Raw genomic sequence first — 24,562 nt, 5'->3', positions numbered from 1 at the left:
GCTGGTTCGCCGCGACTCGCGCCCACGATCGCGACGGCTGGGGAAGAGCCTAACCGGTGGCGCCTCAGGCGAGAGAAACGACCATCTTTCCGGTGTTCTCGCCGCGCAGCAGGCCCGCGAAGGCGTCGTAGCCGTTCTCGATGCCCTCGACGACGGTCTCGTCGTACTTCAGCTCGCCGGAGGCGATCCAGCCCGCGACGTCCTGGACGAACTGCGGCTGGAGGTCGGAGTGGTCGTTCACGAGCATGCCCTGCAGCCGCAGGCGCTTGCCGATGACCAGGGCGAGATTGCGCGGGCCGGGGGCCGGCTCGGTGCTGTTGTACTGGGCGATCATTCCGCAGATGGTGGCCCGGCCGCCGACGTTGAAGGAGGAGATGGCCGCCTCCAGGTGGTCGCCGCCCACGTTGTCGAAGTAGACGTCGATGCCGTCGGGGGCGGCCTCCTTCAGCTGCTGGGCCACCGGTCCGTTCTTGTAGTTGAACGCGGCGTCGAAGCCGTACTCCTCCACGAGGCGCTTGACCTTCTCGTCGGAGCCCGCCGAGCCGATGACGCGCGAGGCGCCCTTGATCCGGGCCATCTGTCCGACCTGGCTGCCCACCGCGCCGGCGGCGCCGGAGACGAAGACCGCGTCGCCCTCCTTGAAGGACGCCACCTCGAACAGGCCCGCGTAGGCGGTGAGGCCGGTCATGCCCAGCACGCCGAGGTAGGCGGAGAGCGGCGCCGCCGACGCGTCGACCTTGACGGCGTGCTGCGCGGGCACGCTCGCGTACTCCCGCCAGCCGAGGCCGTGCAGGACGTGGTCGCCGACCGCGAAGCCCTCGGCGTTCGACGCGACGACCTCGCCGACCGCGCCGCCGTCCATGGGGTGGTCGAGCTTGAAGGGCGCGACGTAGGACTTCACGTCGTTCATCCGGCCGCGCATGTACGGGTCGACGGAGAAGTACAGGTTGCGCACGAGGACCCGGCCCTCGCCCGGCTCGGTGACCTCCGCCTCGCGCAGGGCGAAGTCCTCGGGCTTGGGCCAGCCGTGCGGGCGGGCGACGAGGTGCCATTCGCGGCCGGACGCGGGGAGAGCGGACATGCTGGTTCCTCCTAAGAATGCTTCACTACCTGAAACAACCATGCTCCTGGATATTTCAGGTTGTCAAGTATCCGGGTATCCTGAGCTCCATGGCCATCCCAGGAACAGACCCGCTCACCCTCGAAGTCGTCGAGCTCATCGGCTCCGTCGTGGCTCGCTACCACGACGAGTACGAGCGGGCCGCGGCCGCGCACTCCCTCACCGGCGCCCAGGCCCGGGTGCTGGGGCTGCTCTCCCTGGAGCCCCTGCCCATGCGCCGCATCGCGACCAAGCTGAAGTGCGAGCCGTCGAACATCACCGGCATCGTGGACCGCCTGGAGGCCCGCGGCCTCGTGGAGCGCCGCCCCGACCCGGGCGACCGCAGGGTGAAGCTGGCCGCGGCCACGCAGGAGGGGCGCGGCACGGCGAAGCGGCTGCGCGAGTCACTGGACTTCGCGCGCGAGCCGCTTGCGGAGTTGTCCGCCGACGAACGAACGGCACTGAGGGACCTGCTCAGACGCATGCTGGGCGAGCGCCCGGAGCACTGACGCCGGGCGGAGGGGTGCGGCGCGACCGCCCCTGAGGCTGACGCGGCACGTCTGGGCCGGCGCGGCGTGCCGACGCGCCGGGCGCGCCGGCGTCACAGACGCCGCAGGCCGACGCGCCCCGGCGGGGCCGCGTCAGAGACTCCGCGCGTGCGTCACAGACACCACCACAGGAAGCGGTCGCAGGTCTCCGTGGGTGAGGGCTGCGGGGGTGGTGGCTCCTCCTCCTCCGGGGGCTTCGAGTCGCCCGTATCGGAGGTCGGCCGGCCGCTGTCGGTGGGATCGGCGTCGTCCGGAGGGCCGTGCGTCGCGGACGGGGACGCCCCGTCCGCGACGGACGAGGCGGAGACGGAAGGCGCCGGGCCCTCGTCGTCGCCGCGCCCGGTAGCCTCACCCGCCCCAGGCGCGCCCGTGCCCTTCGTCGTCCCCGTGGCACTCCCGGTCGGGCGCGCGGAGCCGGTCACCGGCTTCTCGCTCACCTCGCTCGGACCGTCCGGGGTGTCCTCCGGGGCCGACGGCTCGATCGTCTCCGTCTCGACGACGTCCTGTTCCTTCACCCTGGTCGCCGCCCCGTCACCGACCGTGCCCTCGGTCGCCAGCTCCGCGAGGCTCAGCGCCCCCGCGGCCAGCACCAGACCGAACGCCCCCAGGACCACCTTGCGCCCACGCCTCTTGCGCGCCCGGCGTCCGGCGGGCGCGAGCTTGCGGCGCGACGGCGCCTGACGGCGCGCGGCACGCGGGCTCGGGCGCTCCGGCTCGGGCTCCACGTCCAGCTCGTAGACGTGGGCCGCGCCGGGCGCACTGGTGGAGTGGTGACGGAGCTCCTCGACGGGGGTGCCGCACCCGGCACAGGCCAGCGCGCCGTTGAGATGCCGTCCGCACGGGTGGCAGTAATCCATGGCCTCCGGAGAGTATGCGGCAGCAGGGTACGCACGGTGGGTCGGGCTGTGAGGATCTTGTGTGGAATCTTCACTTCCCCGGCGTGCCCGCTCGCCTGTGCTGTCACATCCCGCGGGCAGGATGTCGGGCATGAGTGCAACCGCCCCCTTCGGACCGCTCGACTTCCAGCTGGTGCTGCTGCGCCGGATGGCCGACCACCAGCCGGACCTCGTCGACGACGCCCGGCGCGAGCTCGGCGTCTCGCTCGCTCAGATGCGGGAGGCGAACCGCCGCTGGCAGGCCATGGTGCGCTCGCCCCGAGCCCGCGGTGCCCTGAGCCGCTACCGCTCGGTGCTCGGCACACCGGAGTCGGTCGAGCCGCGGCGCATCGGCGACCTGGAGTGCGACGCGCTGCTGTGGCCGGTGCCGCTCCGGCCCGACCTGCGCTTCGAGGTCCTGGCCGCGCAGAACGGGGCAGTGTGGAACGAATGGCTCGTACTTGCTCCGGGAGCGGCCGGCCCCGAGTTGCGGACGACGGCGGACCTGCGGCCCTGGTCGTGCACGGTCGACGAGGTGGCGAGGGCGTTCGCGCCGGCCCGGCCGCTGGAGGGGTCGGCACCGACGCGATGGCGCCTGGCGTTCACGCCGCCCGGCGAGGACGAGCGGATCGCGGAGTTCACGTGGGGGCTTCTGCAGCGCCTCGTCTGACGGGGCGTGAGCACCGGCGGCATGTCCCGGCGCACACGCGCCCCGCGTCTGACGGGGCGTGAGCACCGGCGGCATGTCCGGGCGCACGCGCCCCGCGTCCGGCGGGTGCCTCCTGCCCATCCGGCCGAGTGCCGGTCCGTGGTGCCCCCGACCGGCGCAGCCCAGCGCGCGCACGGCCCCGGGCGATCGCACCATGCGAACAGGTACCGCACTCGGGAGGATCTGTCGTGACCGTCAGCCTTGAGCAGCTGCGCCGTTGCCATGTCGCCGTGGACATGGGCGCGGCCAAGACGCGTGTCTTCGTCAAGGGCACCGGCCTCGTCGTCGACGAGCCCAGCGTCGCCGCCGTGAACACCCGTACCGGCGCGCTGATCGCGGTCGGCACACTCGCCGAGCAGATGACGGGCCGGACACCCGACTACATCCGCGTCGTACGGCCCGTCAGCGGCGGTACCGTCGTCGACATCGAGATGGCCCAGCGCATGCTGAGGCACCTGCTCGGCGAGAAGCTCCGCCGCCGGCTGCGGCGCAAGCCCCGGCTGCGCGCCGCCGCGAGCACGCCCCACGACTCCGACCCGCTCGCGCAGCGCGCCACCGTGGAGACGCTGGTCGGTCTCGGCGCCCGTCGCGTCGAGCTCGTGGACACGCTGATCGCCGCGGCCGTCGGCAGCGGGCTCCCGGTCGAGCAGCCCACCGCGACCATGATCATGGTGTGCGGCGCGGCAACCACCCAGATCGCGGTCCTCTCGCTCGGCTCGATCGTCACGGCCGAACGCATCCCGATCGGCGGCAACGCCATCGACTACGCGGTGATCCAGCACCTGCGGCACCGGCACGAACTGATGCTGCCCAGCCAGTCCGTACGCTCCCTGCAACTGGCGCTGCGCGGCAACGGCCTCACCCCGCAGGGCCCGGCGTCCACCGAGATCCACGGCCGGGACGTGGCCACCGGGCTCGCCCGGTCGGTGCGGGTCGACACCGCCGCCGTACGGGAGGCCATCCACACGCCCCTCACCTCGGTCATCGACGGCATCGGCAAGGTGCTGCGCCACTGCCCGCCGGACCTGGTCGCCGACCTCGTCGACAGCGGCATCATGATGGTCGGCGGCAGCGCGCTGCTGCCGGGACTCGACCAGATGCTGCGGGACGCCACCGGTATGTCGGTGCGGATCGCCGAACGGCCCGACACCTGCACGGTGCTCGGGCTCGGCGCGATGCTGGAGGGCACGATCCAGCCGCTGGTGCTGGACCCGCTCTCCGATCCCTTCGACTCCGACGCGCGGACCTCCGGGGGGACGAGGTACGCACACGGCCTGTACCCGACCGGAACGGTCGGCGCGGACGAGGAGTCGGACGACGGCCCGATCCCTGGCGACCCCGGCCGCTGAGACGCGGCCCGTGCGCGTAGCCCGGCGTAGGGCCGCGGGCCGCCACGACGGACCGCGCAAGGACGGCGGCCGGCACACCACGGTCACCTGGGCCCGCCGGTAGGCGCACGCGCGTCGCGCAGGGCGATACGGGTACTGGACTGCGCGACACCCGCGTCCCGCTTGAGGGCCCTCAGCAGGGCGTCGAGTTCGGCGGCGTCGGCCGCCGTGGCCCGTACGAGATAGTCGTGCGCACCCGTGACGTGGACGACCTCGGTGATGCCGGGCAGCTTCAGCACGACCCGCTCGAACTCCTCGTTCGTCGTGTCGAGGCGCAGCGTGATGTCGATGAAGACGACGAGGCCGGGACGGGGGCCGGCCGTCGGGTCGACGATCGTGGTGAAGCCACGGATGGTCCCGTCACGGACCATCCGGCGCACCCGGTCGGCGGCGGCGTTGGCGCTCAGGCCGACCCGGACGCCGAGATCGCGGTAGGAGATCCGCGCATCCTCCCGGAGCACACCGAGGATTTCCCTGTCGAGGCCGTCCATACCGCGATTGTCGCAGCCTGCACCGTAATACGACCGCGACAGGACCGACGGACGCACCACGGTGTGCCCATGACGGAGATCCTGACGACGGCCGGCGCGGGAGCGGTGGCCGGACTGGGCGTGGCGGTACCGGTGGGCGCGATCGGCGTACTGCTGGTCCAGGAGGCGATGCGCGACCGGGCCACTGCGGTGGCCGCTGCCTCCGCGGTGGCGCTGGTCGACATGGCGTACGCGGCGGTGGCCACGGCCCTGGGCCCGCTGGTGGCGGCGGCGCTGTCGGGCGTGGAGGCGTGGGTGCGCCTGGCGTCGGCGCTGATCCTGGCCGCCATCGCGGCCCACGGCCTGTGGTCGTCCGTACGGGGGCCGCGCGACGGCCCGGCGGACGGGCACGCGCGGGGCGGAGACGGCCCGGCGGACGGGCACGCGACGCAGGGCGGAGCGGACGAGTCGGACGAGGCGGTGGCGCGGGGCCGGCACGCCCGGGTGTTCGTACGGTTCGCCGCACTCACCGCCGTGAATCCGACCACCGCGCTCTACTTCGCCGCCCTCACCACCGCCCAGGGCGTGGCCCTCCGCGGCGGCACGGCCGGGGCCGTGTTCGTCGGCGGCGTGCTCGTCGCCTCGCTCGCGTGGCAGCAGTTCCTCGTGGCGGCCGCGGGTTACGCCGGGGCCCGGATCTCGGGCGCCGCCCGCGTGTGGACCTTCCGGATCGGCTTCGGGCTGGTCGCCGTCTACGCCGTGAAGATCGCGCTGCCGCTGCCCTGAGCTCTCGGATCTTGCCGGGGAGACAATGAGGCGACGGGAAGCACTGCCACGAGCCCGCCGTGCACGGACGGACACCAGGAGGTCGACGAGTGAGTTCCCTGTTCCCGGCGCTGACAGCCACGGCCGGCGGCCCCGACCACGAAGACCGGGTCGCCCTGCGGTTCTGCGAACGGTCCCTGACCTACGCGCGACTGGCCGGCGCCGCCGGCGCTCTGGCCGCCCGGATCGGCGCGGCGGCGCCCGGCGGGCGGGTCGCGCTGTGGGCCACACCGGCGCTGGAGACCGCGGTCGGCACGGTCGCCGCGCTGCTCGCCGGCGTACCCGTCGTACCGCTGAACCCGAAGACCGGTGAGCGTGAACTCGCGCACATCCTGGCGGACAGCGCGCCGTCACTGGTGCTTGCCGCTCCCGGCGACGAACTGCCCGCCGCCCTGGGCACCTTGGAGCGCGTCGACGTACCGGTGACGGGCGAGGGGGAGGTGCCGGCCGGTGAACCGGGGCCCGGCGCGCCCGCGTTCGTCGTCTACACCTCGGGGACCACCGGCCCGCCCAAGGGCGCCGTCCTGTCGCGCCGCGCGGTCGCCACGACGCTGGACGCGCTCCAGGACGCCTGGCAGTGGAGCGCCGACGACGTCCTGGTGCACGCGCTGCCGCTGTTTCACGTGCACGGCCTGATCCTCGGCATCGTCGGCCCGCTGCGCCGCGGCGGCGAGGTGCGGCACCTGGGCAGGTTCACCCCCGAGGGCGTGGCCCGCGAACTCGGCCGGGGCGGCACGATGCTGTTCGGCGTACCGACGATGTACCACCGGCTCGCCGAGGCGCTGGACGACGACACCGACCTCGCCAAGGCGCTGGCGAACGCACGCCTGCTGGTGTCGGGGTCGGCCGCGCTGCCGCTGCCGGACCACGAGCGGATCGCCGCGGCGACCGGGCGGCGGGTGATCGAGCGGTACGGCATGACCGAGACGCTGATGAACACGAGCGTACGGGCCGACGGCGAGGCGCGTCCGGGAACGGTCGGCGTGCCGCTGCGCGGGGTCTCGCTGCGGCTCGTCGAGGAGGACGGGAGGGAGATCACGGCGTCGGACGGCGAGACGATCGGCGAGATCCAGGTGCACGGCGACCATCTGTTCACCGAGTACCTGAACCGGCCCGACGCGACGGCCGCCGCGTTCGACGGGGGCTGGTTCCGCACGGGGGACATGGCCGTGCGCGATGCGGACGGATACGTGCGGATCGTGGGGCGCAAGGCGACCGACCTGATCAAGAGCGGCGGTTACAAGATCGGCGCCGGGGAGATCGAGAACGTCCTGCTGGACCATCCGGCGGTGCGCGAGGCTGCGGTCACGGGTGAGCCGGACGCGGACCTCGGCGAGCGGATCGTCGCGTGGATCGTGGCGGCCGACCCCCGAATGCCCCCGTCGGCAGAGGAGTTGGCGGCACACGTGGCGGCCCAGCTCGCCCCGCACAAGCGGCCGCGCGAGGTCCGGTTCCTCGACGTCCTGCCCCGCAACGACATGGGCAAGATCATGAAGCGGGCGCTCCCCGGCTGAGGGGTACAGGCGGTGCCGCGGGCGGCACCGCCTGTCGCCGGCCGGTCAGGGCCCCTCGGCCTCCGGCTCGCCCCCGGCCGGAGGTGCGGGAGTCTCCTGCACGGGGAGCAGCACCGGGACCACCGCGGGACGGGACCGCTTCTCGACCGGGGCGTCGTCACCGGCCCGGCGGAGGCTGCCCTCGGAGCGTGCCTCCGGCGTCGCCGCCGGCCGCGAAGGCCCCCGGCCCGGTGGGGGCGCCTCGCAGGTCTCGGGGACGCAGCGCTCACGGCCGGGCGGCGGACCTTGCACCTCCTTTGTGGAGGGAGCGGACTGCTGCGTGGGGCCGGTGCGGACGCTGTCCGTCGCCCACACCTGGCCCGGCGAGTCGTCCCGTACCTTCACGACCACGGGCGACCCGGGGTCGGTCGACACCGGGACGACCGCGAGCCGTTCGTTCCAGCGCGGTACGACGTGGCCCTGGATGGTCAGGTCGTACCGGACGTCGCCGGAGTCGGGCGCCGTGCGCCCCGTGCAGGCGGAGGCGACAACGATGCCGTCGAGCCCGCGCGAGTTCAGGCACAGCTCGGGCGCGGCCGCGCTGCGCAGCCTGCCGTCGGTCTCGTACAGCCACTGCTGGGTCGGGGACGACGACGAGCACGCCGCCATCAGGACGTCCACGTCCTTCTGCGCCCGGCTGCCGGCGAAGTCGACGCAGAGGCCGGCCTCGACGTTGCGCAGTCTGGTGGTCAGCGGACCGCTCGGAAGGCCCGCCGAGGTGGCCGAGGGCTGCGGTGCCGGTGCGGACGGCGTGGGCGCAGCGGGCGTGGCTGGTACGGAGGGCGCGGCCCCGCTCGCGCCGGGCACGGACGGTGCCGTGCCGGTGACCGCCCCGCTCGGCACCGCCGGTCCCGCGTGGTCGCTGTCGTCGGACCACAGGGTGGCCAGGAGGGCGACGGCCAGCACCCCGGTGGCGGCGACGGCGGCGCCGAGGCCGAGGGCGGCCGGTGTCGCCCTCTCCGCGGCGGCCCGCCTGCCGCGCAGCACCAGGGCCGGCAGGGCCAGGCCCCGGCCGCCCCGTGAGTGCCGCCCGGCCCCCCGGCCGCCGGGCGCCCCCGGCCGGCCGTCCCTGAGGCGGGCGTGGCGGCGACGGCCCGGCCGGGACTCGAGATACGACTGCGCGGCACCGCCCAGCAGGGCCTCGGCGATCAGGACGCCGAGCCGCCCCTCGGACTGCCGCAACTGGTCGGCGGCGTAACGGCAGTAACGGCATTCCGACAGGTGCACCTGGATGTCGGGGATCAGCGCCCCGCCACGGCGCAGCGATATGTCGAGAAGACGGTTGTAGTGACGGCAATCCCCGGTGGGTGCGTGGTCCCGGTGCACGCGGACGCAGACCTGCCGGAACTGTTCGCGCGCCTGATCGAGTTGGTCGGAGGCGACGCGCGGATCAATACCCAGCAAACCGGCCGGTATGGATATGCCTTCGGCCTCGACCTCGGCATGCCAGAGTAGTACCTGGGCGGTCATCGGCAATGCGTGGAAAGCCCGGGAGATCAGCTGCCTATTCTCGGCGGGCGGTTCGGGAATCGACAGCCCCGGCAGCATGGCGGTGATCCGCTGGTCACCCGCCCAGCCCTTGGCGATATGACGGGTGGCCACCAGCAGATGCGGCCGCAGCGCACCGGCCGAGACGCCTGCCGTGAGATTCTCCAGGAGTTGCGCGAATGCGGCCGTCGCCAGCATCGAGGCGGTTTTGGCCGAGGGCGCGCAGAATGCGGCGTAGTCGAACACGGGCTGCCAGTGCCGGGCCAGCAGCGCGGCGACGGGGTGGGCGTTCAGGCCCGCTCCCCCGGCGTGCAGCGCGGCGGCAAGCTCCTCGTCGGATACCCCGGGTATGCGGCCGGCCTGCGAGGAGGGCACGTTTCCGGGCGTGCTGGGGTGCTGCATGGGCGTCTGTCCATCCATGGCATTGCGGTGGGGGGTTGCTGAGTGGCTTCGGCTCTGGTCGAGGGGTGCCGACAGCCGTCGACAAGGAACGGCGGACCTGTTGGTCCATACCATCCGGCGGCCAAGCCGCTTCTTTTGGAGGGGCTCGCCGACAGTCAATTCGAACGGTTGATCAGAATGGCGTTTGTTCGGACATGAGGTGGCTCACCCTTGCACAACTTCCCTGGCAGGAACAAGAGTTCTGGATCGCCCCGCGATTAGGGAGGCATGAGTCAAGCCATCTCCCGGCCGGAGGACACCGCTTTCTGGAACACGAGTAAGGACAACAATGGTGAGTCATTGCCGCGCGACTCCTTGACGCATGCCCGAAATCGGTCCGCCAAGACCGACGTTACCGAGCGAAACATCGCCACTTCCGGAACGGCCGCGGACACGAACGGTTTCCCCCTGCCGCAGAAGCGGTCCGGGGCTAGTCTGCACTCCTGACAAACGGTTACGAAAGGATCAAGCCGTGGCTTCTCGTCTCAACCCGTACATCAGCTTCTCCGGCGAAGCGAAGCAAGCCATGGAGTTCTACAAAGGCGTGTTCGGCGGCAATCTGTCGGTCCACACGTACGGCGACTTCGGCTCCGAGGCGCCCCCCGGATACGGCGACAAGGTCATGCACAGCATGCTGGAGACCGACAAGGGCTTCACGCTGATGTGCTCGGACAACCCGCCCGGCATGGAGTACAAGCAGGGCAACAACTTCGCCGTGAGCCTGAGCGGCGACGACGCCGACGAGCTCCGCGGCTACTGGGAGAAGCTGTCCGACGGCGGCAACGTGCAGGTCCCGCTGGAGAAGCAGATGTGGGGCGACGTCTTCGGCATGTGCACGGACAAGTTCGGAGTCGGCTGGATGGTCAACATCAGCCAGCAGGGCTGACCCGCCCCAGCCTCCCCGGTCCCGAAGGCCCCGTCCCGGGGCCTTCGTCGTGCCGGCGCCACACGCGCCCGTCCCGCTCCGTCGCGCCCGCGGTTCCGGCTCACTCGCCCGTGGCCGCACCCCATCCCGAGCCGTCGTGCGCGAGCCACGCCCGCGCGGAGCCGGCCGCTTCCGCCGACGCCGGCCGTACGGAGCGTGCGCACGAGGACGGCGGGACCGGCGGCCACATCGAGCACGCGGACATCACCTGCGCCGCGAGCGCCGTCGCCGCCGCTCTCGCCCTGGCGGCCTGCGGGTCCGGCTCCGGCAGTGCCGCACACGGCGGCCACGACAGCGCGAGCACCGGGCTCACCGCGTCCGCCCCCGCCTCACCGGGCGCGACAACGCCGCCGACGTCACCTTCGCGCAGGGGATGATCCCGCACCACCGACAGGCGGTGGAGTTGGCCGCCCTCGTCGGCACGCGCGCCGCGTCCCCGGAGGTGCGACAGCTCGCGACCGAGATCAGGAAGGCCCAGGACCCGGAGATCAGGACGCTGTCCGGCTGGCTCAGCTCCTGGGGCGAGCAGGTGCCCGAGGACGGCGTCGGGGACGCGCACCGCCGGTCACGCGACGTCCGGGATGATCTTCCTATAATCACAAGTCAGGGGTGTTTTGCCATGCTGGCTCTGCGTCGGCCTTCCTGATCTTTCCGGGTCCTTCCGTCCCCTGCGTGTCCCCTGGCGGTCCCCCGAGAGGCTTCCCATGGGAGGAGCCTGGGGAGGTCCGGCTGCATCAGCCCAGGTCGAACAATGGGGGTGCTCGCCTTTCGCACCTCCCGCAGCGGAATCCCTTTCCGTCGGCGAGGGCCGGCCTCTGCCCCACATCACTTGCCTACGGCGCCGTCGCCCCGCTCACTGGCCGAGGTCGGCCAGCAGGTCGTCGAGTACCGCCTCCTCCTCGATGCGCACGCCGAGTTCCGTGAGGGCCGCGGGCAGGTCCGGATCCCACGCGGCGATGGTCGGCGTGCCGACCAGGGGCGAGGCCAGTGGGGTGGCAGCGACCGCGCTGCGGTAGTGGGCGGCCGTGTAGCGCCAGGGGTGCCAGGGGACGCGGCGCAGCAGGGCCGAGGCGATACGCAGGCCGCCCCAGTCGAAGTCGCCGTGGTAGCGCAGCGTGGTTCCGTGGGCGTGCAGGTGGCGCAGCAGGATGAGGGCGGCGGCCGAGGGCTGGCCCTGGAGGCAGACCAGCGGCGGGCAGGCGGTGCCCAGGGTGTCGGCCGCGGTGGCCAGGACGGCCGGGTTCTCGCACACGTGGACGACGGCCGGTGCCATGCCCGGCGGGTGGCGGGTGAGCTGGCGCAGCGTCAGGACTGCGGGTTCGCCCGCGTTTGCCGACCAGTCGAGGGCGGGGGAGCCGCGCAGGCCCAGGGTCAGGACGGTGGAGGACAGGGCGTCCTTGAGGAGCCCGGCCGACGTCCATGCCTCGCGGCGCCACTCGGCGCCGCTGCCGTCCGGGAAGCCGGTCAGCGTGCGGACTCCGGACAGGACGAGGGTGGCGAGCGGGGTGCCGTCGTCGAGGGCATGCGCGTCGCCGAAGGCGCCGACGGCGAAGGCGGGCAGGGACACGGCGGGATCCGCCGGCAGCCGGCGCAGTGCCTTGGCGGTGTCCCCCAGCAGGCTCTTCGCCGCCTGTGGAGTGCGGGCGAGCCGGCGCACGAGGCCGTCCGAGACGATCCGCTCGGCCCAGTCGGCCAGTTCGGGCCTGCCGGTGCGGACGAGCTCGTCGAGCGGGGCGTACGCGTCCCGCCAGGCGCGCTCCTCCCGCTCGCGTACGTCGGCCAGCCGGGCGACCGGTCCTGTGAGGGCGGTGACGGCTGCTGCCAGGCCGTCGGGGCTGATGCCGGAGCGGCGCAGGACGGCGTCCACGGCGTCGAGACGGACGCTCAGCGCACGTCCGGCGCCCGGGGCGCGGCCCAGCAGCCGTTCGGCGGCGGCCCTCTGCGCGGCGGTGGGGGCGCTCAGGGAGACCGGGCCGGTGAGGGGTTCGTCCCGCGCCATGCGGCGGCGTACGCGGTCGATCAGCCAGGCGAGGTCGGGGCCGCCGAGCAGCCGGGTCAGGCGGTCGCGGTCGAGGGGTGCCGCGGGCTGTCCTTGGGGGTCCCTGAGCTCGCTCGTGTCCGCCCGCTCGGTCATGTCCCCCATTCGCTCATCTCCACAGCGTGTCCTCGGTTTCGGCCGCGTCCGGAGTCGTCCGTGGACCGGTCTGCGCCGGGATGGTCCTCGTCAGGCGAGCCGGTTCGCTGCCCCTGCCCCGTGCGGTGCCGTCCCACTCCCAGCGGGTCACCAGGACGGCCGGGATCTCGTCGACGCGGGAGAGCTGGGCGATGGCGATGCCGGGAACCTGTGGGTAGCAGGCCCATTCGCGTTCGGAGGTCATCACCACGTCCAGGTCGAAGGCGTGCAGCAGGCCGAGGCACTTGGCGCGGGAGTCGTCGTCGACGCCGGCGAACGCCTCGTCCAGGGTGACCAGCCGCGGGGCATCGGGCCCGGCCGTGGCGTAATGAGAGGAGGCCGCGGCGAACAGCGGCACGCTCACGGCCAGGACGCGCTCGCCGCCGGAGGCGGGCCCGGTGGCGGGAACCCATTTGCCGTGCTGGTGGCGTTCGATGCCGAACTCGTGCCAGGCGCGGTAGTCGAGGGCCGCGGTGAGCACCTCCAGCCAGCTGCCCGCGGTGTCGTCGGCCTGGCGGCGGGCGATCTCGGCCTGCAGGAACTCGCCGACCGCGGCCCGGTCCTCGGCCGTCCAGGCGTCGGCGGACTGGCGCAGCCGCTCGCGGGCTTGCGCGAGCCCGGCCGGCGCCTTGCGGGAGGGGCGCCACAGGAGCCGCAGTCTCATGCCGGTGGAGGTGGGCCGCTCCTTCAGTTCGGCGTTCATGGCCTGTACTTGGCGTTCGGCGCTGCCGACCAGCTCCTGCAGGGTGCCGGCGACCTCGGTCAGCAGGTGGGTTTCGAGGATCTCCCGCTCGTGCGCGGACAGGATGCGGGTCAGCTCGGCGACTTCCACGGCGAGGGCCTCGGCGAGGTCGGGGACGGCACGCGTACGGCCCTGGTAGACGATCTCGACGACCATGCCGTCCTCGGTCATCCGGGCCGAGGCGCTGTGTCCGCCCCGGGAGAGAGCGTCCTGGAGCTTCTTGTACTCCTCGCTGAGCCGCTTCTGCACGCGCTCCCAGGCGCCGTCGGAGTCGTCGGTGCCGGACAGGTCGCTCTCGATCGTGCGGGCGAGCGCGATGGCCGGGGTGGCGGCCCAGGGCCCGGCGGCCAGGTCGGGCACGGCCACCTCGGGCAAGGCGACGGCGAGCAGCCCGGTGGCCGCGAACCGCTGGAGTGCGGCGATGGCCTCGGCACGGGCCGCGGTGGCCTCGCGGACGTCCACTTCCAGGCGTTCGATGTGGCCGAGTGCCAGGTGGGCGCGCCGGTCCGCGGCCGTGTGGTCCTCGCGTGCGCGGCGCTGCTCGCGGTCGCACACGATGAGCGCGTCGGCGGTGTCGGCAAGGCGCCGCTCCAGCTCTGCCACAGCGGTGCCGACGGTGGAACGCAGGGTGGCATGGCGCTCGTCGGCGGCGGTCGCGATACGGGCGGTCTCCTCGGCGCGCCGGGCCAGCTCGGCCACCTTCTCCTCGGCCCGCCGGGCTTCCGCGCGCTCGTCGGCCAGGGCACGTGCCGCGTCGGCCCGCTCGCGCAGCGCGGGCCACAGCCCGGCGAGAACGGCGGTGTGGTCGGCCATGGCCTGGCGGACGGCGGCGAGGTCCGCCCGCCCTGTGGGCAGGTTCACCGCGCCGGCGGTGTCGGCGAGTTCGGTGGCGGCCTCGGCCTCCTGCCGGGAAGCCTCGGCGAGTTCGGCGGCGTGTTCGTCGCGGCGGGCGCGGGCTCGGTGCGCGGCGTCCGAGGCCGCTGCGGCGAGGGCGTGCGCGTGGCGCAGGGCGGCATCGTCGGGGACGCTGGTCAGTTCGGCGTCCAGGGTGGTACGCCGCCGGACGACCGCGGCACGTTCGGCGTCGAGGCGTGCCATGTCCTCGGCGTATGCGGCGAGTTCGTCGCGCAGGGCGGTGATTCGGGCGCGGCGGGCCTCCTCCCGGGCGCCCTCGCCGACGTACACGGCGGTCTGCTTCGACCAGGTGCCGGTCAGCGCGCCGACACGGAAGCGGCCGTCCGCGCTTACCCAGGTGTCACCGCCCGAGCCGAGGCCCACACCGGCGATGAGGTGGGCGACGGTCTGCTCACCCACCGCCGCGGCCCGGAGATCGCCGTGGTCCACGGCTGGGCGGAGCACGTCGGCGAGCGTGTGTCCGGCGAGCGGGCCTGCGGGCGACAGCAACACGTCGTGTCCGTCCGCGTGCAGGGCGGTACCGTCCGGGCGCACCCAGGCGTCCAGGAGCCCGGACGCCTCCAGCGCGGCCTCCAGACCCGCCCGTTCACCGGCAGGGACATGGTCCCGGAACTCGACCAGCCGCCACAGGGGCGCGCCCGGGACCTGCTCGCGCAGCCCAGGGGTACGGGTGTGCGGCGCCGCCGGCCCGCGCTGGCCGCCTGCCTCCAGCTCGGCCAGCTCCCGCTCGGCCTCGGCGCGCCGCGCCTCAAGGCCGGCCAGTTCCTGCCCGAGGACGGCTGCCTGGTCGGCCAGCTGCGCCGCTCGTGCGCGATGGCCCTGACCGGTCGCCTCCCGCGCCGGGTAGGGGCCTTGGCAGTGGGTCACCCAGTCCTGCAGCGCGTCGAGCAGCCCGGCGGCATCGGGTATGGCGAGTTCGTCGCAGGCGTCCAGGTGGGCGCGGACGCGGGTGACGAGGTCCGTGCCCGCCGCCTCGGCGGTTTCCTCCGCCTCGGCCTGCCGCCGCGCGGTGTGGCCTGCCTCGGTGTCGGCCTCGTCCAGGCGGCGGGCGGCGGCGCGCCGCTCGGCGGCCGTCCGGTCGGCGCGGTCCGCCAGCTCCTCCACGTGCTCGACAGTGCGCCGCCTGCGGGCCACCGACTCCTCGGCGGCCCGCCGCAGTTCGGCCTCCGGTGCATCATCCGTACGCAGGTCACCGTCGAGGCGGGCCGCCGCGGCCGTGTCCCGGGCGCGCTCGGCCAGGTCGGCGATGCGTTCCCCGGCCGCCGCGAGGCGCCGCTCGGCCGTGCCGAGGCGCCCCAGGGCCCGGGTGTGCACGTGGGCCGCGTCCTGGCGGTCGGCCTCGGCTCGCTTCAGCTCCTCGGCGGTGCGGCGCGCCTCGGCCGCCGCCTGCTCCAGCTCCCGGGCACTGCGCATCTCGGGGCCCTCGCGCAGCGCGGCCTGCTGTGCCTTCAGCCGCGTCGCCCTCTCCTCCAGCTCCGCGAACCGCCCGGCCGCGGCCTCCCGGTCCGTCTCGGCCTGCTCCCGCTCATTCCGGGCCTGGGCCAGGTCGCGGTGCAGCTGCTCGTAGCGGGCGTGCTCGCTGCGAGGCAGCCGGGCGCGGCGGCGTGCGGCCACACGGGCGTAGCGCCGGTAGTGGTCCAGGAAGGCGGAGGCGGCCCGCTCGGCCTCGCTCGCCGCCCGCAGCTCCTCCTTCTCCTCGTCCAGGGAGCGGAAGGCCTCCGCCACGTCGGCGATCACAGCCTGGTCCATCGGCGGCAGTGCCTCGGTCAGGGCGCGGGACAGGGCGGCCTCGTTGGGCCGTTTCGACAGCTGCGGCTGGCGCAGCTGGACGAGCAGGTCGACCAGGGCGGCGTAGCGTCGCTCGCCGAGGCCGAACAGCGCCTCGTCGACGGCCCGCCGGTACGCCGTGGCCGTGTCGTACACCATGCCGTGCCCGGCGAGAGCCTCCACGAGCCGGTCCCGCGACAGGGCGGTGCCGGTCGCGTCGAGCAGACTCAGCTCCTGGCCGATGCGCTGGTCGGTGACGGCGTACCAGTGGCGGGCGATGCCGCGGCCCGCCACGGCCTTCAGCCCGCAGGCGAGGGTGCGGAAGTGGGCGCGCCCGGTGTCCTCCTCGATACGGCCGAACTCGATCCAGGTGTAGCCGAGCCGCTCGGGGTGCGGGTGCTCCCCGCCGAGCAGCAGGTTCCACTCCATGCGCTTGCCCGGGTCGGCGTCGGGCTCCACCCGGCGCGGCGACAGGTCGCCGTCCAGCAGGAACGGGAGCGTGAGGGCGAGCACCTTGGACTTGCCGGTGCCGTTGTTGCCGCGAAGCAGCAGGCGGCCGTCGCGGAACCAGAACTCCTCGGTGTCGTAGTAGAAGAGGTCGACCAGGCCGATGCGCAGCGGCCGCCACCGGCCGGGCACGGGGTGGGGCAGGGCCGTCACGGTTGCTGTGCCTTTCGCTGGGAGGTGCGGTGTGCGGGTTCCACGACGACGGTCTCGCCGACCGCGTACCGGGCGAGCGAGGGCAGCGCGGCCACGCCGGCGGGTGTGCGCTTCACCAGGCCGAGCCCGGTCAGTCTGGCCAGCGCCTGCTCGACCAGTTCCCCCTCCGTGCCCGGCTGTTTGGCGCTCTTGGACCAGAACGCGCCGTGGACCTCGGCCAGTTCCCGCACTCGGCGCTCCAGTTCATCCCGGCTGACCTCGCCGTCCGCGGCGGCGAGGTGCTCGGCGAGCAGCAGCGTGATGTGCCCGTGGGTGCCTTGTTCGGGCATGCGTACGTCCGTGAGGTCGTCGTGGGGGTCGACCATGGCGATGCCCTCGGCCCGCACCTCGGGCACCAGGCCGGTCAGTTCGATGACACGTGTGGTGAGGAAGGCACGCTGGCGGGTCAGGTAGGCCAGCTCGTCGTCGGTGAGCTCGTCGTAGTACAGCACGGGATCGTCGAGGAGGCGGCGGGTGAGCTTTTGGCGGATCGCGCGGAACCGCAACTCGTCGCTGTCCAGGGCGCTCTCCGCGGTGAGTGCGTCCAGCCGCTCCTCGAAGCCGTCCGCGGCGATCAGTGACGGGCCGTGGCGGGCGGCGAGCAGCCCGGCCAGGACGCGGCGCTCGACGTCGTAGAGCACGTCGCCCGACCCGCTGACGTAGGCGTCCTCGTCCCCGGCCACCCGGCGCAGCACCCCGTACCGCAGCAGCAGTCGTACGACGGCGGCGAGGTCCAGGCGCTCCTCGCGCCTCTCGAGGGTGAACTCCACGCCGGCGGCGGCCAGACGTGGGTCGGCGGCGTCGAGCACCACCTGTTCGGCCAGGCGGCCGAGCGCGATCTGGGCCTCCCCGCGTTCCAGTGCGGCCAGCGCCAGGCACAGCAGGACATAGCGGCGGCGGGTGAACGGCACACCGGCGCGGGACGCCTCGCGCGCCGGGTGGGTCGCGTCGGCCAGGGTGCCGGGCGTCCTGCGCAGCCGGGCGGACTCCGCGTCCACCCGCAGCGACCAGCCGGTGTTGCGGTCGAACCAGTCGCGCAGCTCGGCGGCGTACCGGCGCACCAAGCTGTAGGCCTCGGCGCCGGGGCCACGGGCGAGCAGCAGCGGCTCCTTCAGCAGGGCGCGGGCGGCCTTGTGGAACTCGGCGGTGCGCCGGCTGTCCAGCACCTCGCCCAGGGATGTGGTCATCGTGCCTCCCGCTCGGGGATGCTCTGCGTGAGGTCGGTGATCTCGACGGTGTGGTCGGGGCCCCGGAACACCCCGCCCGGCGTGCGGATCTCGGCCGTCGTCCCGTCGTCGAGGGCGGTGAGGCGGATCTCCATCGTGCCGTCGTTGCTGGTCGCCACGGTCGTGGTCGTGCCGGGCCGCCAGGTGGCCAAGGCATCGCCGAGCAGCCGGAGGAACAGGCCGAAGGCCACCGGGTCCAGCTCGCCGAGCGCGGACAGACGGGTGATGCCGTCCGTGGCCAGCCGGGCGCGGGCGGCCGCGATCTCCTCGGCCTGCTTCTCGGCGAGCTCGGCCAGCTGCCGCCGCTGCTCGGACCGGTCCTGCACTCTGCGGGGTTTGCCGCGCCGCTCGTAGCTTCCGGTGCGGCGCAGCTGCGGGCTGATCCGCAGCGGTTCCGCCTCGGCCCAGGGGGTGGAGGGGGCCACCGGGCGCGCCGCGCGTTCGGCGAGAGTGTCGGCGTCGACGGTGAGGTGGCGGGCGGAGTAGAGGCCGAAGGCGGCGCGCCACAACCGATGCCGCGCACCGTCGTCCGGGGCTTCGGCGAACCAGCGGGCCAGGGTGCGGAAGTCCGCCGACCGGTCCGAGCGCCCGGCCCGCCGCTCGTTCAACTGCCTTACCACTGCCAGGAGTTGTGGAATCGCGCCGAGCGCGCGTCCGCGCAGCAGGCGGGCCTGGGACTCGCGGCCGTCCGCCGACACGAACCAGGCGGCGAGTCCGGCCCAGCGCCCCGCCCACCGCTCGTACGCCTGCGTTTCGGCGGTGTCCGCCTCGTCCGGAGCGGCATCGGCGGCCTCCCGAACGGCCGCCAGCCGCAGCAGCAGGCCCACCCGGCCATGGCCCTCCAGTTCCCCGATGAGCAGGGCGATCCGCCCGCCGAGAGTGATCAGGTCCTGAATGAACCGCTCCAGGTACTGGATCAGCCGGTCCTTGTAGGCGAGGAACACCTCCACCTCGACGCCGTGGAGGTCGATGGTGCGCTGCAGCGATCCCATGAACGCCCGCGCGTTCTCCGCCAGCGCCTCGAACCGGCTCGTCAGCGCGGACAGCGACAGATGCGCCTTGGCCGCGTCCGGCTCCTCCTCCGCGGCGTGCACGAGCAGCGCCCGCAGGTGCGTGACGATGTCGTGCAGCGCCACCGCCTGGAGTGCTCCGCGCCGCCCCAGCGCCTCGTCGTACACGGACAGCGCCTGCTCTGCGGCTTCGCCGGCCCGGGTCAGCTGGTAGATGAACCGTTTGCGGTAGAAGTCCTCGACCGCAGTGACCCGGGAGGTGTCCGGATCCGCCCGCAGATTGCCCCACCCGACGAGACTGTCCAGCGCCTTGACGACGGCGTCCGGGCCGGCGGGGCGCTGCTCCGGCGGCAGCGCGGCGTGCACGTCCTCGGGCCGCAGATGCACCGCGAACCGCTCCTTGGCCGTCAGGAACACGCGCATCACCTGGCGGTAGAGGGCGGCGTTGGGTGCGGTGAGGTGTGCGAAGGGGGCGTATGAGGTCTCCGTGGAGGACTCCGCGGATGGGGCGGCCTCGGCGGGGCCGATGCGGTCCGGTTCGGCAGGGCGTGACGTCATCGTCCTGGCATTCTTCCCAATGAGGCCGCTGCTGTGGCAATCGAGGCCAAACCCTTGCGCTGCGTCAGCCCCGCCCATGCCCCTCCGCGTGGAGCCACTCGCTCACGCATGTCGGAGCGTGCCGTGTGCATGTGGAATACGTCGCCGTACATACACGGGAGTGCCATGAGCCGCACCGTGATCGATCTCGACGACGAGGCGCTGGAGACGCCGCCAAGGAGCTCGGCAGGCACGACCAAGCGCGCCACCGTCAACACCGCCCTGCGGAAGGTCACCGCCCGCTACCGGCGACGGCGCGCTCTCGGAGAAGCCCGCGAACTGACCGCCGAAGGCGCCCTGGACATCGACATCCTCCTCGACAAGAGCAAGTACCGGCCCACCAGCAGGCAGGACGGTGTCCACGACGCAGAAGCGGATGCGTGACCGGCGCCGACAACCTGATCGACACCTCCGCCCTCGCCCCTCTCCTCCTCGGCCCTACCACGGCCGAGTGGGACGACCACGTGAAGCGCACGCACACTCCACCTGGTGCCCCATGCCCGACGGCATCCACCGACGCGCACGCGTCGTCCAGGAACTGCTCACCACCGAGGGCGAGCACCGCAGTGCGGACCCGTCGACCTGCTGGTCGCCGCCGCGGAAGAGGCGGGGCTGACGCTGCTCCACCACGACCGCGACTTCGAGACGATCACCCGCAACCCCGTTTACAGCCCGTACCGGTCGAGGATGTTCATCAACTTGCGCCGGCGTTTCAGTTCGGCCCGCAGGTCGGCGAGATAGTCGGTGAACGCCTCCTGCGTCCCCAGCGCACGATGGCAGTCACGGGCACCCAGCAGCAGCCGCGCCAGGTGCTCGTAGGCACGGTCGCCGGTCGGTTCTTTCAGCCGCTCGACCAGCCGCATATAGACCGCGAGCGCCTCGGCCGGGTGCGTCTCGCGCGACAGGTCGGCGAGCTGTTCCCACTGCCGGTCGTCGGCGAAGCCGACGGCCTCGCGCCAGGCCGCGTCCACATCGCCGTCATCGAGCAGGGCGTCGATCAGCACGGGCCCGTGGTACCGGCCGCCGCGCTCACGGCGGGCGTCTTCCCTCAGAGCGGCCAGCGCGGCCACGCGCTCGGCCTCCCAGCACTCATCCGCCTGGGCGGCGGAGCGCAAATGCTGATAGGCGGCCAGGGACCGCTCGACACGGAACCGGTCCCGACGTACCCCCACCACGTCGGCGCGCCGCCCTGCCTTCGCGTAACGGGCACACACATAGTCGGCCACGCGGCCATCGATGTGCGTCTCGGCGGCGCAGTCCCGCAGTCCGCGCTCCGCCCACGCGAGCGCCTCGTCCGCGCGGCCCGCCGATTCGAGTTCCTCGGCGATGCGCAGATGCGTGGCACCTGACGGGTCGAGGTCCTGTGCGTAAAGGGCGACCACCGCGTCGACGTCACCCTCCGCCTTGACCAGGCGCTCCATCAGATACCGCTCCGCCCAGCCGGACGGCCTGCGCCTGAGCGCCTCGGCCGCCAACTGCCGCAGGCGGGCAAGCCCGCTCGGTCCCAGCACGTCGGCGTAGTCGAGCGGGTCCAGGTCCGTCACATCGTTGCTGTCGCCGAGCATCTGGCCGGCCAGCCACTCGGCGAGCCGCTGCGGATCGGTGCGCGCAGCTCCGCACGCTTCCAGATGCGCCTCGGCCACCGCGGCGGCGGCCTGACCGACCACACCGTCGGAGTCGTCGATCTCCCCATACGCCTCCCCCAGCACCCGGATCGCCTCCTCGGCCAGACCGACCGCCTGCGCCGCCCGCCCGTCGGTGGTCAGGGCGCGCAGCGCGGCCGCCGCCTCTGCCACCTGCTGCGCGTACCCGGGGGCATCGGCGTACTCGATGTACCCGTACCGGGCGAAAGGCCTCGGGTCGATCAGCGCCAGGATCCGGTCCCGGACCGTACCGAGGTCGGAGCGAGCGGCGGCGGCCCGCAACTCCAGGCGTCGGCGCAGCCGGCGGTCCTCGGCGATCTGCTCCCGCACCAGCGCCAGGAGTTCGTCCCGGGACAGCGCCGTGAGCCACGCTTCCAGGCCGGAGGCACGTGCCCGTGCGGCGGCCCGCTGATGCGGGATCGTCTTCGCCCGCCGCAGCACGGTCAGCCCCACCGCCACGCAGTGCTTGCAGAAGTTGCCCTCCTGCCCGTAGGGACAGTCGCACCATGCCGAGAGCCCGTCCTCCCCGCCGAGGGTGAGCTCCACCTCGTAGGAATCCGTCCCGTGCACCACGGCGGTGACCGAGCCGTCCCCCACCTCCAGACCGCTCACCGCATCCAGGTACCCCAGCCCCCGTTCGAAGGACCGAGCCCCGGCCAACGACCGCAGATCGTCCTCGCCGAACCCCACAACTTTCCGTGCCACACCGGCATTCAACCGCGGGGCGGCAGGGCCGGGCGAGCCGCACCATCTGATCTGCGGCAGGAGGCCGACACACGAACCACGCCCCCACTTCAGCCCGTCCCAACTCCGCTTGCTATGCCATGACTCCCGCCACTCGGTGGGCAGCCAGCGGCTGAGACAGGCGCGACAGGCACAATTGACGACAGCTCGCCCGGGCCCGTCACAACCGACGTACACGAACACCGGGAAGGTCGTCGAAGCGCGCTCGTTTGCCGTAGGTGACCACTGTGCGCGCCGTGGCCAGGGCGGTTGCCGCGATGATCAGATCGTGGGCTCCTCTGGGCTGGCCGGCCCTGCGCACGTGGGCGAGCAGTCGCGCATGAGCCCGCGCGATGTCCACGGTGTACTCCTCGACCGGAACCGTGGCGAGGACGGCGTCGACGAATGACTGGCGGGCAAGCCGGTTGGTGTCGTCGGCCAGTTCGACGCCCTGGAGCAACTCCGCGGCCGTGATGGCGGCGATCACCGGATCGTCATCGTCCGCGAGCACATGGTCGAGGACGACTTTCCGGCGCTCGACCGCGATCAATACGCCGGTGTCCAGGATCAGTCGTTCCACGGATCGTCCAGGGTCAGCAGATCACGGGTGGCCATCACATCGCCCTCGAAGGCGTCGTCGAGGGTGTCGACGTAGGGCAGGAGAGCATCCTTCACCGCACGGCCCGTGGCTTTGGGCGCCGGGCCGAGCACGGCCAGGCGTTTGCCCCCGCGGGTGATCACGATGGTTTCGCCGCGTTCCGCGCTGTCCAGCACGGAGGCGAAGTTCCGTGACGCTTCGGTAGCGGTCATCGTCCTCATGACCTCATACTCTCAGAGAATCTGATACCCGACAAGGCAGGCCGAGCCTCTGACGACCTCCCTCTGCTTGACGTTCGACACCTCAAGCCGAACAGTGACCGGAGAGCGGGGCCCGGCAGGCGGGGGCGAGGTGGACAGCGACGGCGCCGACGGTCAGGCCGCCCGGCTTCCTGCGGGTCCGCTCCATTTCCTCGCGTCCCCTGCGCGTCCCCTGGACCTTGCTTTTGGGCTTCACTGCGTAACCCCCAGCAGCCGAGCTTGTTTCTATTGCCGCAGGTCAGAACCTTGACAAGGGTGCCCAGACACCCGGCGTGATACCTCAGGCAGTACTTGTGAGCAGCGGGTTCTCTCCATTGGGGCCGAGTAGGTGACTCAGAGGCACTGAAGAGACGTTTCCGCAGGTCAGGGCACGTCACTGGTGGGGCGGGTGGGACTCGAACCCACGGCCGACGGATTATGAGTCCTTTTCGGGTCGTCCGCGATCTTCCTGATCCTGCACCGATCGGCCTGTTTCCGCAGGTCAAAAGGCTAGACGCTTCCGGACCCCTCCCCCGGCTTCCTGATCCTTCCGGGGCCTTCCGTCCACTGCGTGTCCACTGCGGGTCCACTCGCCCCCTTCCCTCGGCACTCGAACGGGTGAGACCGAAGCCATCGACGCAGGCTGCGGCCATGGCATGGAGGAGGAGTTGAACCCGCGGGATCGGCAGAGTCTCCACCGCGGCCGTCAGGGGCGTGCAGTTCTTGGGCGGCCGAACGGCCAAGTCGCCCGGACGTTCCTCGACGACCAGTGCGAACCGCTGCCTGGTGGCGCAGCTCGTGGCGCACCGTCAGCCCCGCCGGACCGCCCCGAGCTGGGCCCGGTGCAGGTCTGGGGCGGTGAATCGCTGCGCCACCGTGCGCAGGACGCGGGCCATCGCCTGGGCGGGTGGGGTGGCGGGTCTTGCCGCGGCGCGTGCGAGGAGGATGCGGCGGGTGGGGGCCGGGACGTCGGAGGCGAACGGCAGGAGGCGTACGTCACTGCGTCGGCTGGTGAGGGCCAGGCGGGGTGCGAGCGCGATACCGAGACCGGCGGCGACCATGGCCTGCGCCTCCTGGTAGTCGTGCGACGAGTAGGCGATGCGCGGCTCGAATCCCGCCTGGCGGCAGCTTCGGCGCAGGACGTCGGCGACGGGGTGGTTGTCGGCGCGGATGATCCACTCCTGGTCGGCGAGGTCGCCGAGGCGCACGGAGGGATGTGTGCGCAGGGGTGAGTCGGCAGGGACGACCAGCACCGTGGGGTCGTCCAGCAGGTGGGTGAGGGCAAGTGCCGGATCGTCGAGGCGGTTCCATTCGTAGTCCCAGAGCAGCCCCTGCTCCACCTCGCCGGTGTGCAGCATCTCCCGGAGCTCCGCGAGGGCTCCGGCGCGTACCTCGATGCGGATGCCGGCGTGGCGACGTCGGAAACGCGTGAGCGCCAGCGGCAGCAGGGACGCGCTCGCCGTGGGGAAGGACCCGAGCCGCAAGGTGCCCTGGTCGAGGGCGGTGAAGGAGTCCAGGTCGGCTTGGGCGGCACGGAGCTCCCGGCGGATGGCCTGACCGCGTTCGGCCAGCGCGGCACCCGGCGGGGTGGGGCGGATACCGCGTGGCAGCCGCTCGATGAGGGGCTGCCCTGCCTCCTGCTCCAGCAGGGACATCTGCTGGGAGGCGGCGGAGGTGGTCATGCCGAGGGCTTCCGCCGCGGCGGTGAGTGAACCGCGTTCGGTGGCCTCGGTGAGCAGCAGCAGACGGCGCACGTTGAGCATGGCGTCGACTTTAGCTGAGCTAAACCCAGGTGAAGCGAACTGCGATTGTTTCAAAGTCGTGCCTCTGCGAAGGTCTCCGCAATCGCCGAGCGGTTCACCGGCCCGCAATGCGCCCGTAACCGCTGCCTTGGCCCTTTCCCCCTACC

General features: G+C 72.8%; 21 protein-coding genes and 1 pseudogene. 10 read left to right on the top strand and 12 right to left on the bottom strand.

Going from position 1 to position 24,562, the window contains the following annotated elements:
* Positions 1–64: 64 nt before the first annotated feature.
* Positions 65–1,081, bottom strand: a complete 1,017-nt coding sequence (locus ACLB9X_RS19485; RefSeq protein WP_410361649.1) for an NADP-dependent oxidoreductase — start codon at positions 1,079–1,081, stop codon at positions 65–67.
* 89 nt (positions 1,082–1,170) lie between these two features.
* Here ACLB9X_RS19485 and ACLB9X_RS19480 point away from each other — a divergent pair, with 89 nt between their 5' ends.
* Positions 1,171–1,608, top strand: a complete 438-nt coding sequence (locus tag ACLB9X_RS19480; protein WP_410361648.1) for a MarR family winged helix-turn-helix transcriptional regulator — start codon at positions 1,171–1,173, stop codon at positions 1,606–1,608.
* Positions 1,609–1,760: 152 nt separating this feature from the next.
* Here the strand turns inward: ACLB9X_RS19480 and ACLB9X_RS19475 are convergent, their stop codons facing one another.
* Entirely contained in the window at positions 1,761–2,504 is a 744-nt protein-coding gene (locus ACLB9X_RS19475; protein ID WP_410361647.1) for a hypothetical protein, read from the bottom strand.
* Between the two features lie 130 nt (positions 2,505–2,634).
* Between ACLB9X_RS19475 and ACLB9X_RS19470 the strand changes: the two genes are divergently transcribed.
* Both ACLB9X_RS19470 and ACLB9X_RS19465 read left to right on the top strand, forming a co-directional pair.
* A complete protein-coding gene (locus tag ACLB9X_RS19470) occupies positions 2,635–3,192 on the top strand; it encodes a hypothetical protein (RefSeq protein ID WP_410361646.1) in 558 nt (185 codons plus the stop codon).
* A 227-nt stretch (positions 3,193–3,419) separates the two neighbouring features.
* On the top strand, positions 3,420–4,580 hold the full coding sequence (locus ACLB9X_RS19465; protein ID WP_410361645.1) for a rod shape-determining protein: 1,161 nt from the start codon (positions 3,420–3,422) through the stop codon (positions 4,578–4,580).
* Between the two features lie 83 nt (positions 4,581–4,663).
* Here ACLB9X_RS19465 and ACLB9X_RS19460 read toward each other — a convergent pair whose 3' ends face one another.
* Positions 4,664–5,110 (bottom strand): Lrp/AsnC family transcriptional regulator, encoded by a 447-nt coding sequence (locus ACLB9X_RS19460; protein WP_410361644.1) that lies wholly within the window; start codon positions 5,108–5,110, stop codon positions 4,664–4,666.
* A 69-nt stretch (positions 5,111–5,179) separates the two neighbouring features.
* Between ACLB9X_RS19460 and ACLB9X_RS19455 the strand changes: the two genes are divergently transcribed.
* Together ACLB9X_RS19455 and ACLB9X_RS19450 are read left to right on the top strand one after the other, a co-directional pair.
* Positions 5,180–5,875 carry a hypothetical protein gene (locus tag ACLB9X_RS19455; RefSeq protein ID WP_410361643.1) on the top strand — a complete coding sequence of 232 codons (696 nt, stop codon included), beginning with the start codon at positions 5,180–5,182 and terminating at the stop codon, positions 5,873–5,875.
* An 89-nt stretch (positions 5,876–5,964) separates the two neighbouring features.
* The gene (locus tag ACLB9X_RS19450; RefSeq protein ID WP_410361642.1) at positions 5,965–7,428 is read left to right on the top strand and encodes an acyl-CoA synthetase; all 1,464 of its coding nucleotides are present in this window, start codon (positions 5,965–5,967) and stop codon (positions 7,426–7,428) included.
* A gap of 45 nt (positions 7,429–7,473) precedes the next feature.
* Here ACLB9X_RS19450 and ACLB9X_RS19445 read toward each other — a convergent pair whose 3' ends face one another.
* Positions 7,474–9,357 carry an RICIN domain-containing protein gene (locus tag ACLB9X_RS19445; protein WP_410361641.1) on the bottom strand — a complete coding sequence of 628 codons (1,884 nt, stop codon included), beginning with the start codon at positions 9,355–9,357 and terminating at the stop codon, positions 7,474–7,476.
* Between the two features lie 511 nt (positions 9,358–9,868).
* Between ACLB9X_RS19445 and ACLB9X_RS19440 the strand changes: the two genes are divergently transcribed.
* From ACLB9X_RS19440 to ACLB9X_RS19430, 3 genes are all read left to right on the top strand, one after another.
* Positions 9,869–10,282: a VOC family protein gene (locus ACLB9X_RS19440; protein ID WP_410361640.1), complete on the top strand. Its 414-nt coding sequence runs from the start codon at positions 9,869–9,871 to the stop codon at positions 10,280–10,282.
* A gap of 110 nt (positions 10,283–10,392) precedes the next feature.
* Positions 10,393–10,698, top strand: a complete 306-nt coding sequence (locus ACLB9X_RS19435; RefSeq protein WP_410361639.1) for a hypothetical protein — start codon at positions 10,393–10,395, stop codon at positions 10,696–10,698.
* Positions 10,695–10,967: a DUF305 domain-containing protein gene (locus ACLB9X_RS19430; RefSeq protein ID WP_410361638.1), complete on the top strand. Its 273-nt coding sequence runs from the start codon at positions 10,695–10,697 to the stop codon at positions 10,965–10,967. Before ACLB9X_RS19435 ends, ACLB9X_RS19430 begins: the two co-directional genes overlap by 4 nt.
* Positions 10,968–11,174: 207 nt before the next feature.
* Here the strand turns inward: ACLB9X_RS19430 and ACLB9X_RS19425 are convergent, their stop codons facing one another.
* From ACLB9X_RS19425 to ACLB9X_RS19410, 4 genes are read right to left on the bottom strand one after another with little or no spacing between them, the layout of a single operon-like run.
* A complete protein-coding gene (locus tag ACLB9X_RS19425; RefSeq protein WP_410361637.1) occupies positions 11,175–12,464 on the bottom strand; it encodes a TIGR02679 family protein in 1,290 nt (429 codons plus the stop codon).
* A gap of 4 nt (positions 12,465–12,468) precedes the next feature.
* Positions 12,469–16,578 (bottom strand): TIGR02680 family protein, encoded by a 4,110-nt coding sequence (locus tag ACLB9X_RS19420; RefSeq protein ID WP_410361636.1) that lies wholly within the window; start codon positions 16,576–16,578, stop codon positions 12,469–12,471.
* Positions 16,575–17,804 (bottom strand): TIGR02678 family protein, encoded by a 1,230-nt coding sequence (locus ACLB9X_RS19415; protein ID WP_410361635.1) that lies wholly within the window; start codon positions 17,802–17,804, stop codon positions 16,575–16,577. The genes ACLB9X_RS19420 and ACLB9X_RS19415 overlap by 4 nt, the downstream gene beginning before the upstream one ends.
* The gene (locus ACLB9X_RS19410) at positions 17,801–19,411 is read right to left on the bottom strand and encodes a TIGR02677 family protein (protein ID WP_410361634.1); all 1,611 of its coding nucleotides are present in this window, start codon (positions 19,409–19,411) and stop codon (positions 17,801–17,803) included. The genes ACLB9X_RS19415 and ACLB9X_RS19410 overlap by 4 nt, the downstream gene beginning before the upstream one ends.
* Before the next feature lie 165 nt (positions 19,412–19,576).
* Here ACLB9X_RS19410 and ACLB9X_RS19405 point away from each other — a divergent pair, with 165 nt between their 5' ends.
* On the top strand, positions 19,577–19,834 hold the full coding sequence (locus ACLB9X_RS19405) for a type II toxin-antitoxin system VapB family antitoxin (protein WP_410361633.1): 258 nt from the start codon (positions 19,577–19,579) through the stop codon (positions 19,832–19,834).
* A pseudogene (locus ACLB9X_RS19400) lies at positions 19,831–20,107 on the top strand (VapC toxin family PIN domain ribonuclease); the annotation flags it as partial. The gene ACLB9X_RS19405 and the pseudogene ACLB9X_RS19400, both read left to right, overlap by 4 nt.
* Positions 20,108–20,115: 8 nt before the next feature.
* Here ACLB9X_RS19400 and ACLB9X_RS19395 read toward each other — a convergent pair.
* The 4 genes from ACLB9X_RS19395 to ACLB9X_RS19380 form a co-directional block, all read right to left on the bottom strand.
* Entirely contained in the window at positions 20,116–21,798 is a 1,683-nt protein-coding gene (locus tag ACLB9X_RS19395; protein WP_410361632.1) for an SWIM zinc finger domain-containing protein, read from the bottom strand.
* Between the two features lie 199 nt (positions 21,799–21,997).
* A complete protein-coding gene (locus ACLB9X_RS19390; protein WP_410361631.1) occupies positions 21,998–22,396 on the bottom strand; it encodes a PIN domain-containing protein in 399 nt (132 codons plus the stop codon).
* Complete coding sequence (locus ACLB9X_RS19385) at positions 22,384–22,626, bottom strand: type II toxin-antitoxin system Phd/YefM family antitoxin (RefSeq protein ID WP_410361630.1); 243 nt, start codon at positions 22,624–22,626, stop codon at positions 22,384–22,386. Before ACLB9X_RS19385 ends, ACLB9X_RS19390 begins: the two co-directional genes overlap by 13 nt.
* Before the next feature lie 836 nt (positions 22,627–23,462).
* The gene (locus tag ACLB9X_RS19380) at positions 23,463–24,416 is read right to left on the bottom strand and encodes a LysR family transcriptional regulator (protein WP_410361629.1); all 954 of its coding nucleotides are present in this window, start codon (positions 24,414–24,416) and stop codon (positions 23,463–23,465) included.
* Between the last annotated feature and the right edge of the window lie 146 nt (positions 24,417–24,562).

The organism is Streptomyces sp. 5K101 (assembly GCF_046506645.1).
Taxonomy (GTDB): domain Bacteria; phylum Actinomycetota; class Actinomycetes; order Streptomycetales; family Streptomycetaceae; genus Streptomyces.
Note: the sequence above shows the minus strand (reverse complement) of the source record. Positions and strands in the feature narration are given on the sequence as shown.

Excerpts from the sequence above, each read along its gene's own strand:
- ACLB9X_RS19460 (WP_410361644.1), bottom strand. The coding sequence starts at position 5,110 with ATGGACGGCCTCGACAGGGAAATCCTCGGTGTGCTCCGGGAGGATGCG.
- ACLB9X_RS19475 (WP_410361647.1), bottom strand. The coding sequence starts at position 2,504 with ATGGATTACTGCCACCCGTGCGGACGGCATCTCAACGGCGCGCTGGCC.
- ACLB9X_RS19430 (WP_410361638.1), top strand. The coding sequence starts at position 10,695 with ATGATCCCGCACCACCGACAGGCGGTGGAGTTGGCCGCCCTCGTCGGC.
- ACLB9X_RS19385 (WP_410361630.1), bottom strand. The coding sequence starts at position 22,626 with ATGACCGCTACCGAAGCGTCACGGAACTTCGCCTCCGTGCTGGACAGC.
- ACLB9X_RS19485 (WP_410361649.1), bottom strand. The coding sequence starts at position 1,081 with ATGTCCGCTCTCCCCGCGTCCGGCCGCGAATGGCACCTCGTCGCCCGC.
- ACLB9X_RS19425 (WP_410361637.1), bottom strand. The coding sequence starts at position 12,464 with ATGGGGGACATGACCGAGCGGGCGGACACGAGCGAGCTCAGGGACCCC.
- ACLB9X_RS19415 (WP_410361635.1), bottom strand. The coding sequence starts at position 17,804 with ATGACCACATCCCTGGGCGAGGTGCTGGACAGCCGGCGCACCGCCGAG.
- ACLB9X_RS19480 (WP_410361648.1), top strand. The coding sequence starts at position 1,171 with ATGGCCATCCCAGGAACAGACCCGCTCACCCTCGAAGTCGTCGAGCTC.
- ACLB9X_RS19445 (WP_410361641.1), bottom strand. The coding sequence starts at position 9,357 with ATGCAGCACCCCAGCACGCCCGGAAACGTGCCCTCCTCGCAGGCCGGC.
- ACLB9X_RS19455 (WP_410361643.1), top strand. The coding sequence starts at position 5,180 with ATGACGGAGATCCTGACGACGGCCGGCGCGGGAGCGGTGGCCGGACTG.
- ACLB9X_RS19410 (WP_410361634.1), bottom strand. The coding sequence starts at position 19,411 with ATGACGTCACGCCCTGCCGAACCGGACCGCATCGGCCCCGCCGAGGCC.
- ACLB9X_RS19380 (WP_410361629.1), bottom strand. The coding sequence starts at position 24,416 with ATGCTCAACGTGCGCCGTCTGCTGCTGCTCACCGAGGCCACCGAACGC.
- ACLB9X_RS19405 (WP_410361633.1), top strand. The coding sequence starts at position 19,577 with ATGAGCCGCACCGTGATCGATCTCGACGACGAGGCGCTGGAGACGCCG.
- ACLB9X_RS19470 (WP_410361646.1), top strand. The coding sequence starts at position 2,635 with ATGAGTGCAACCGCCCCCTTCGGACCGCTCGACTTCCAGCTGGTGCTG.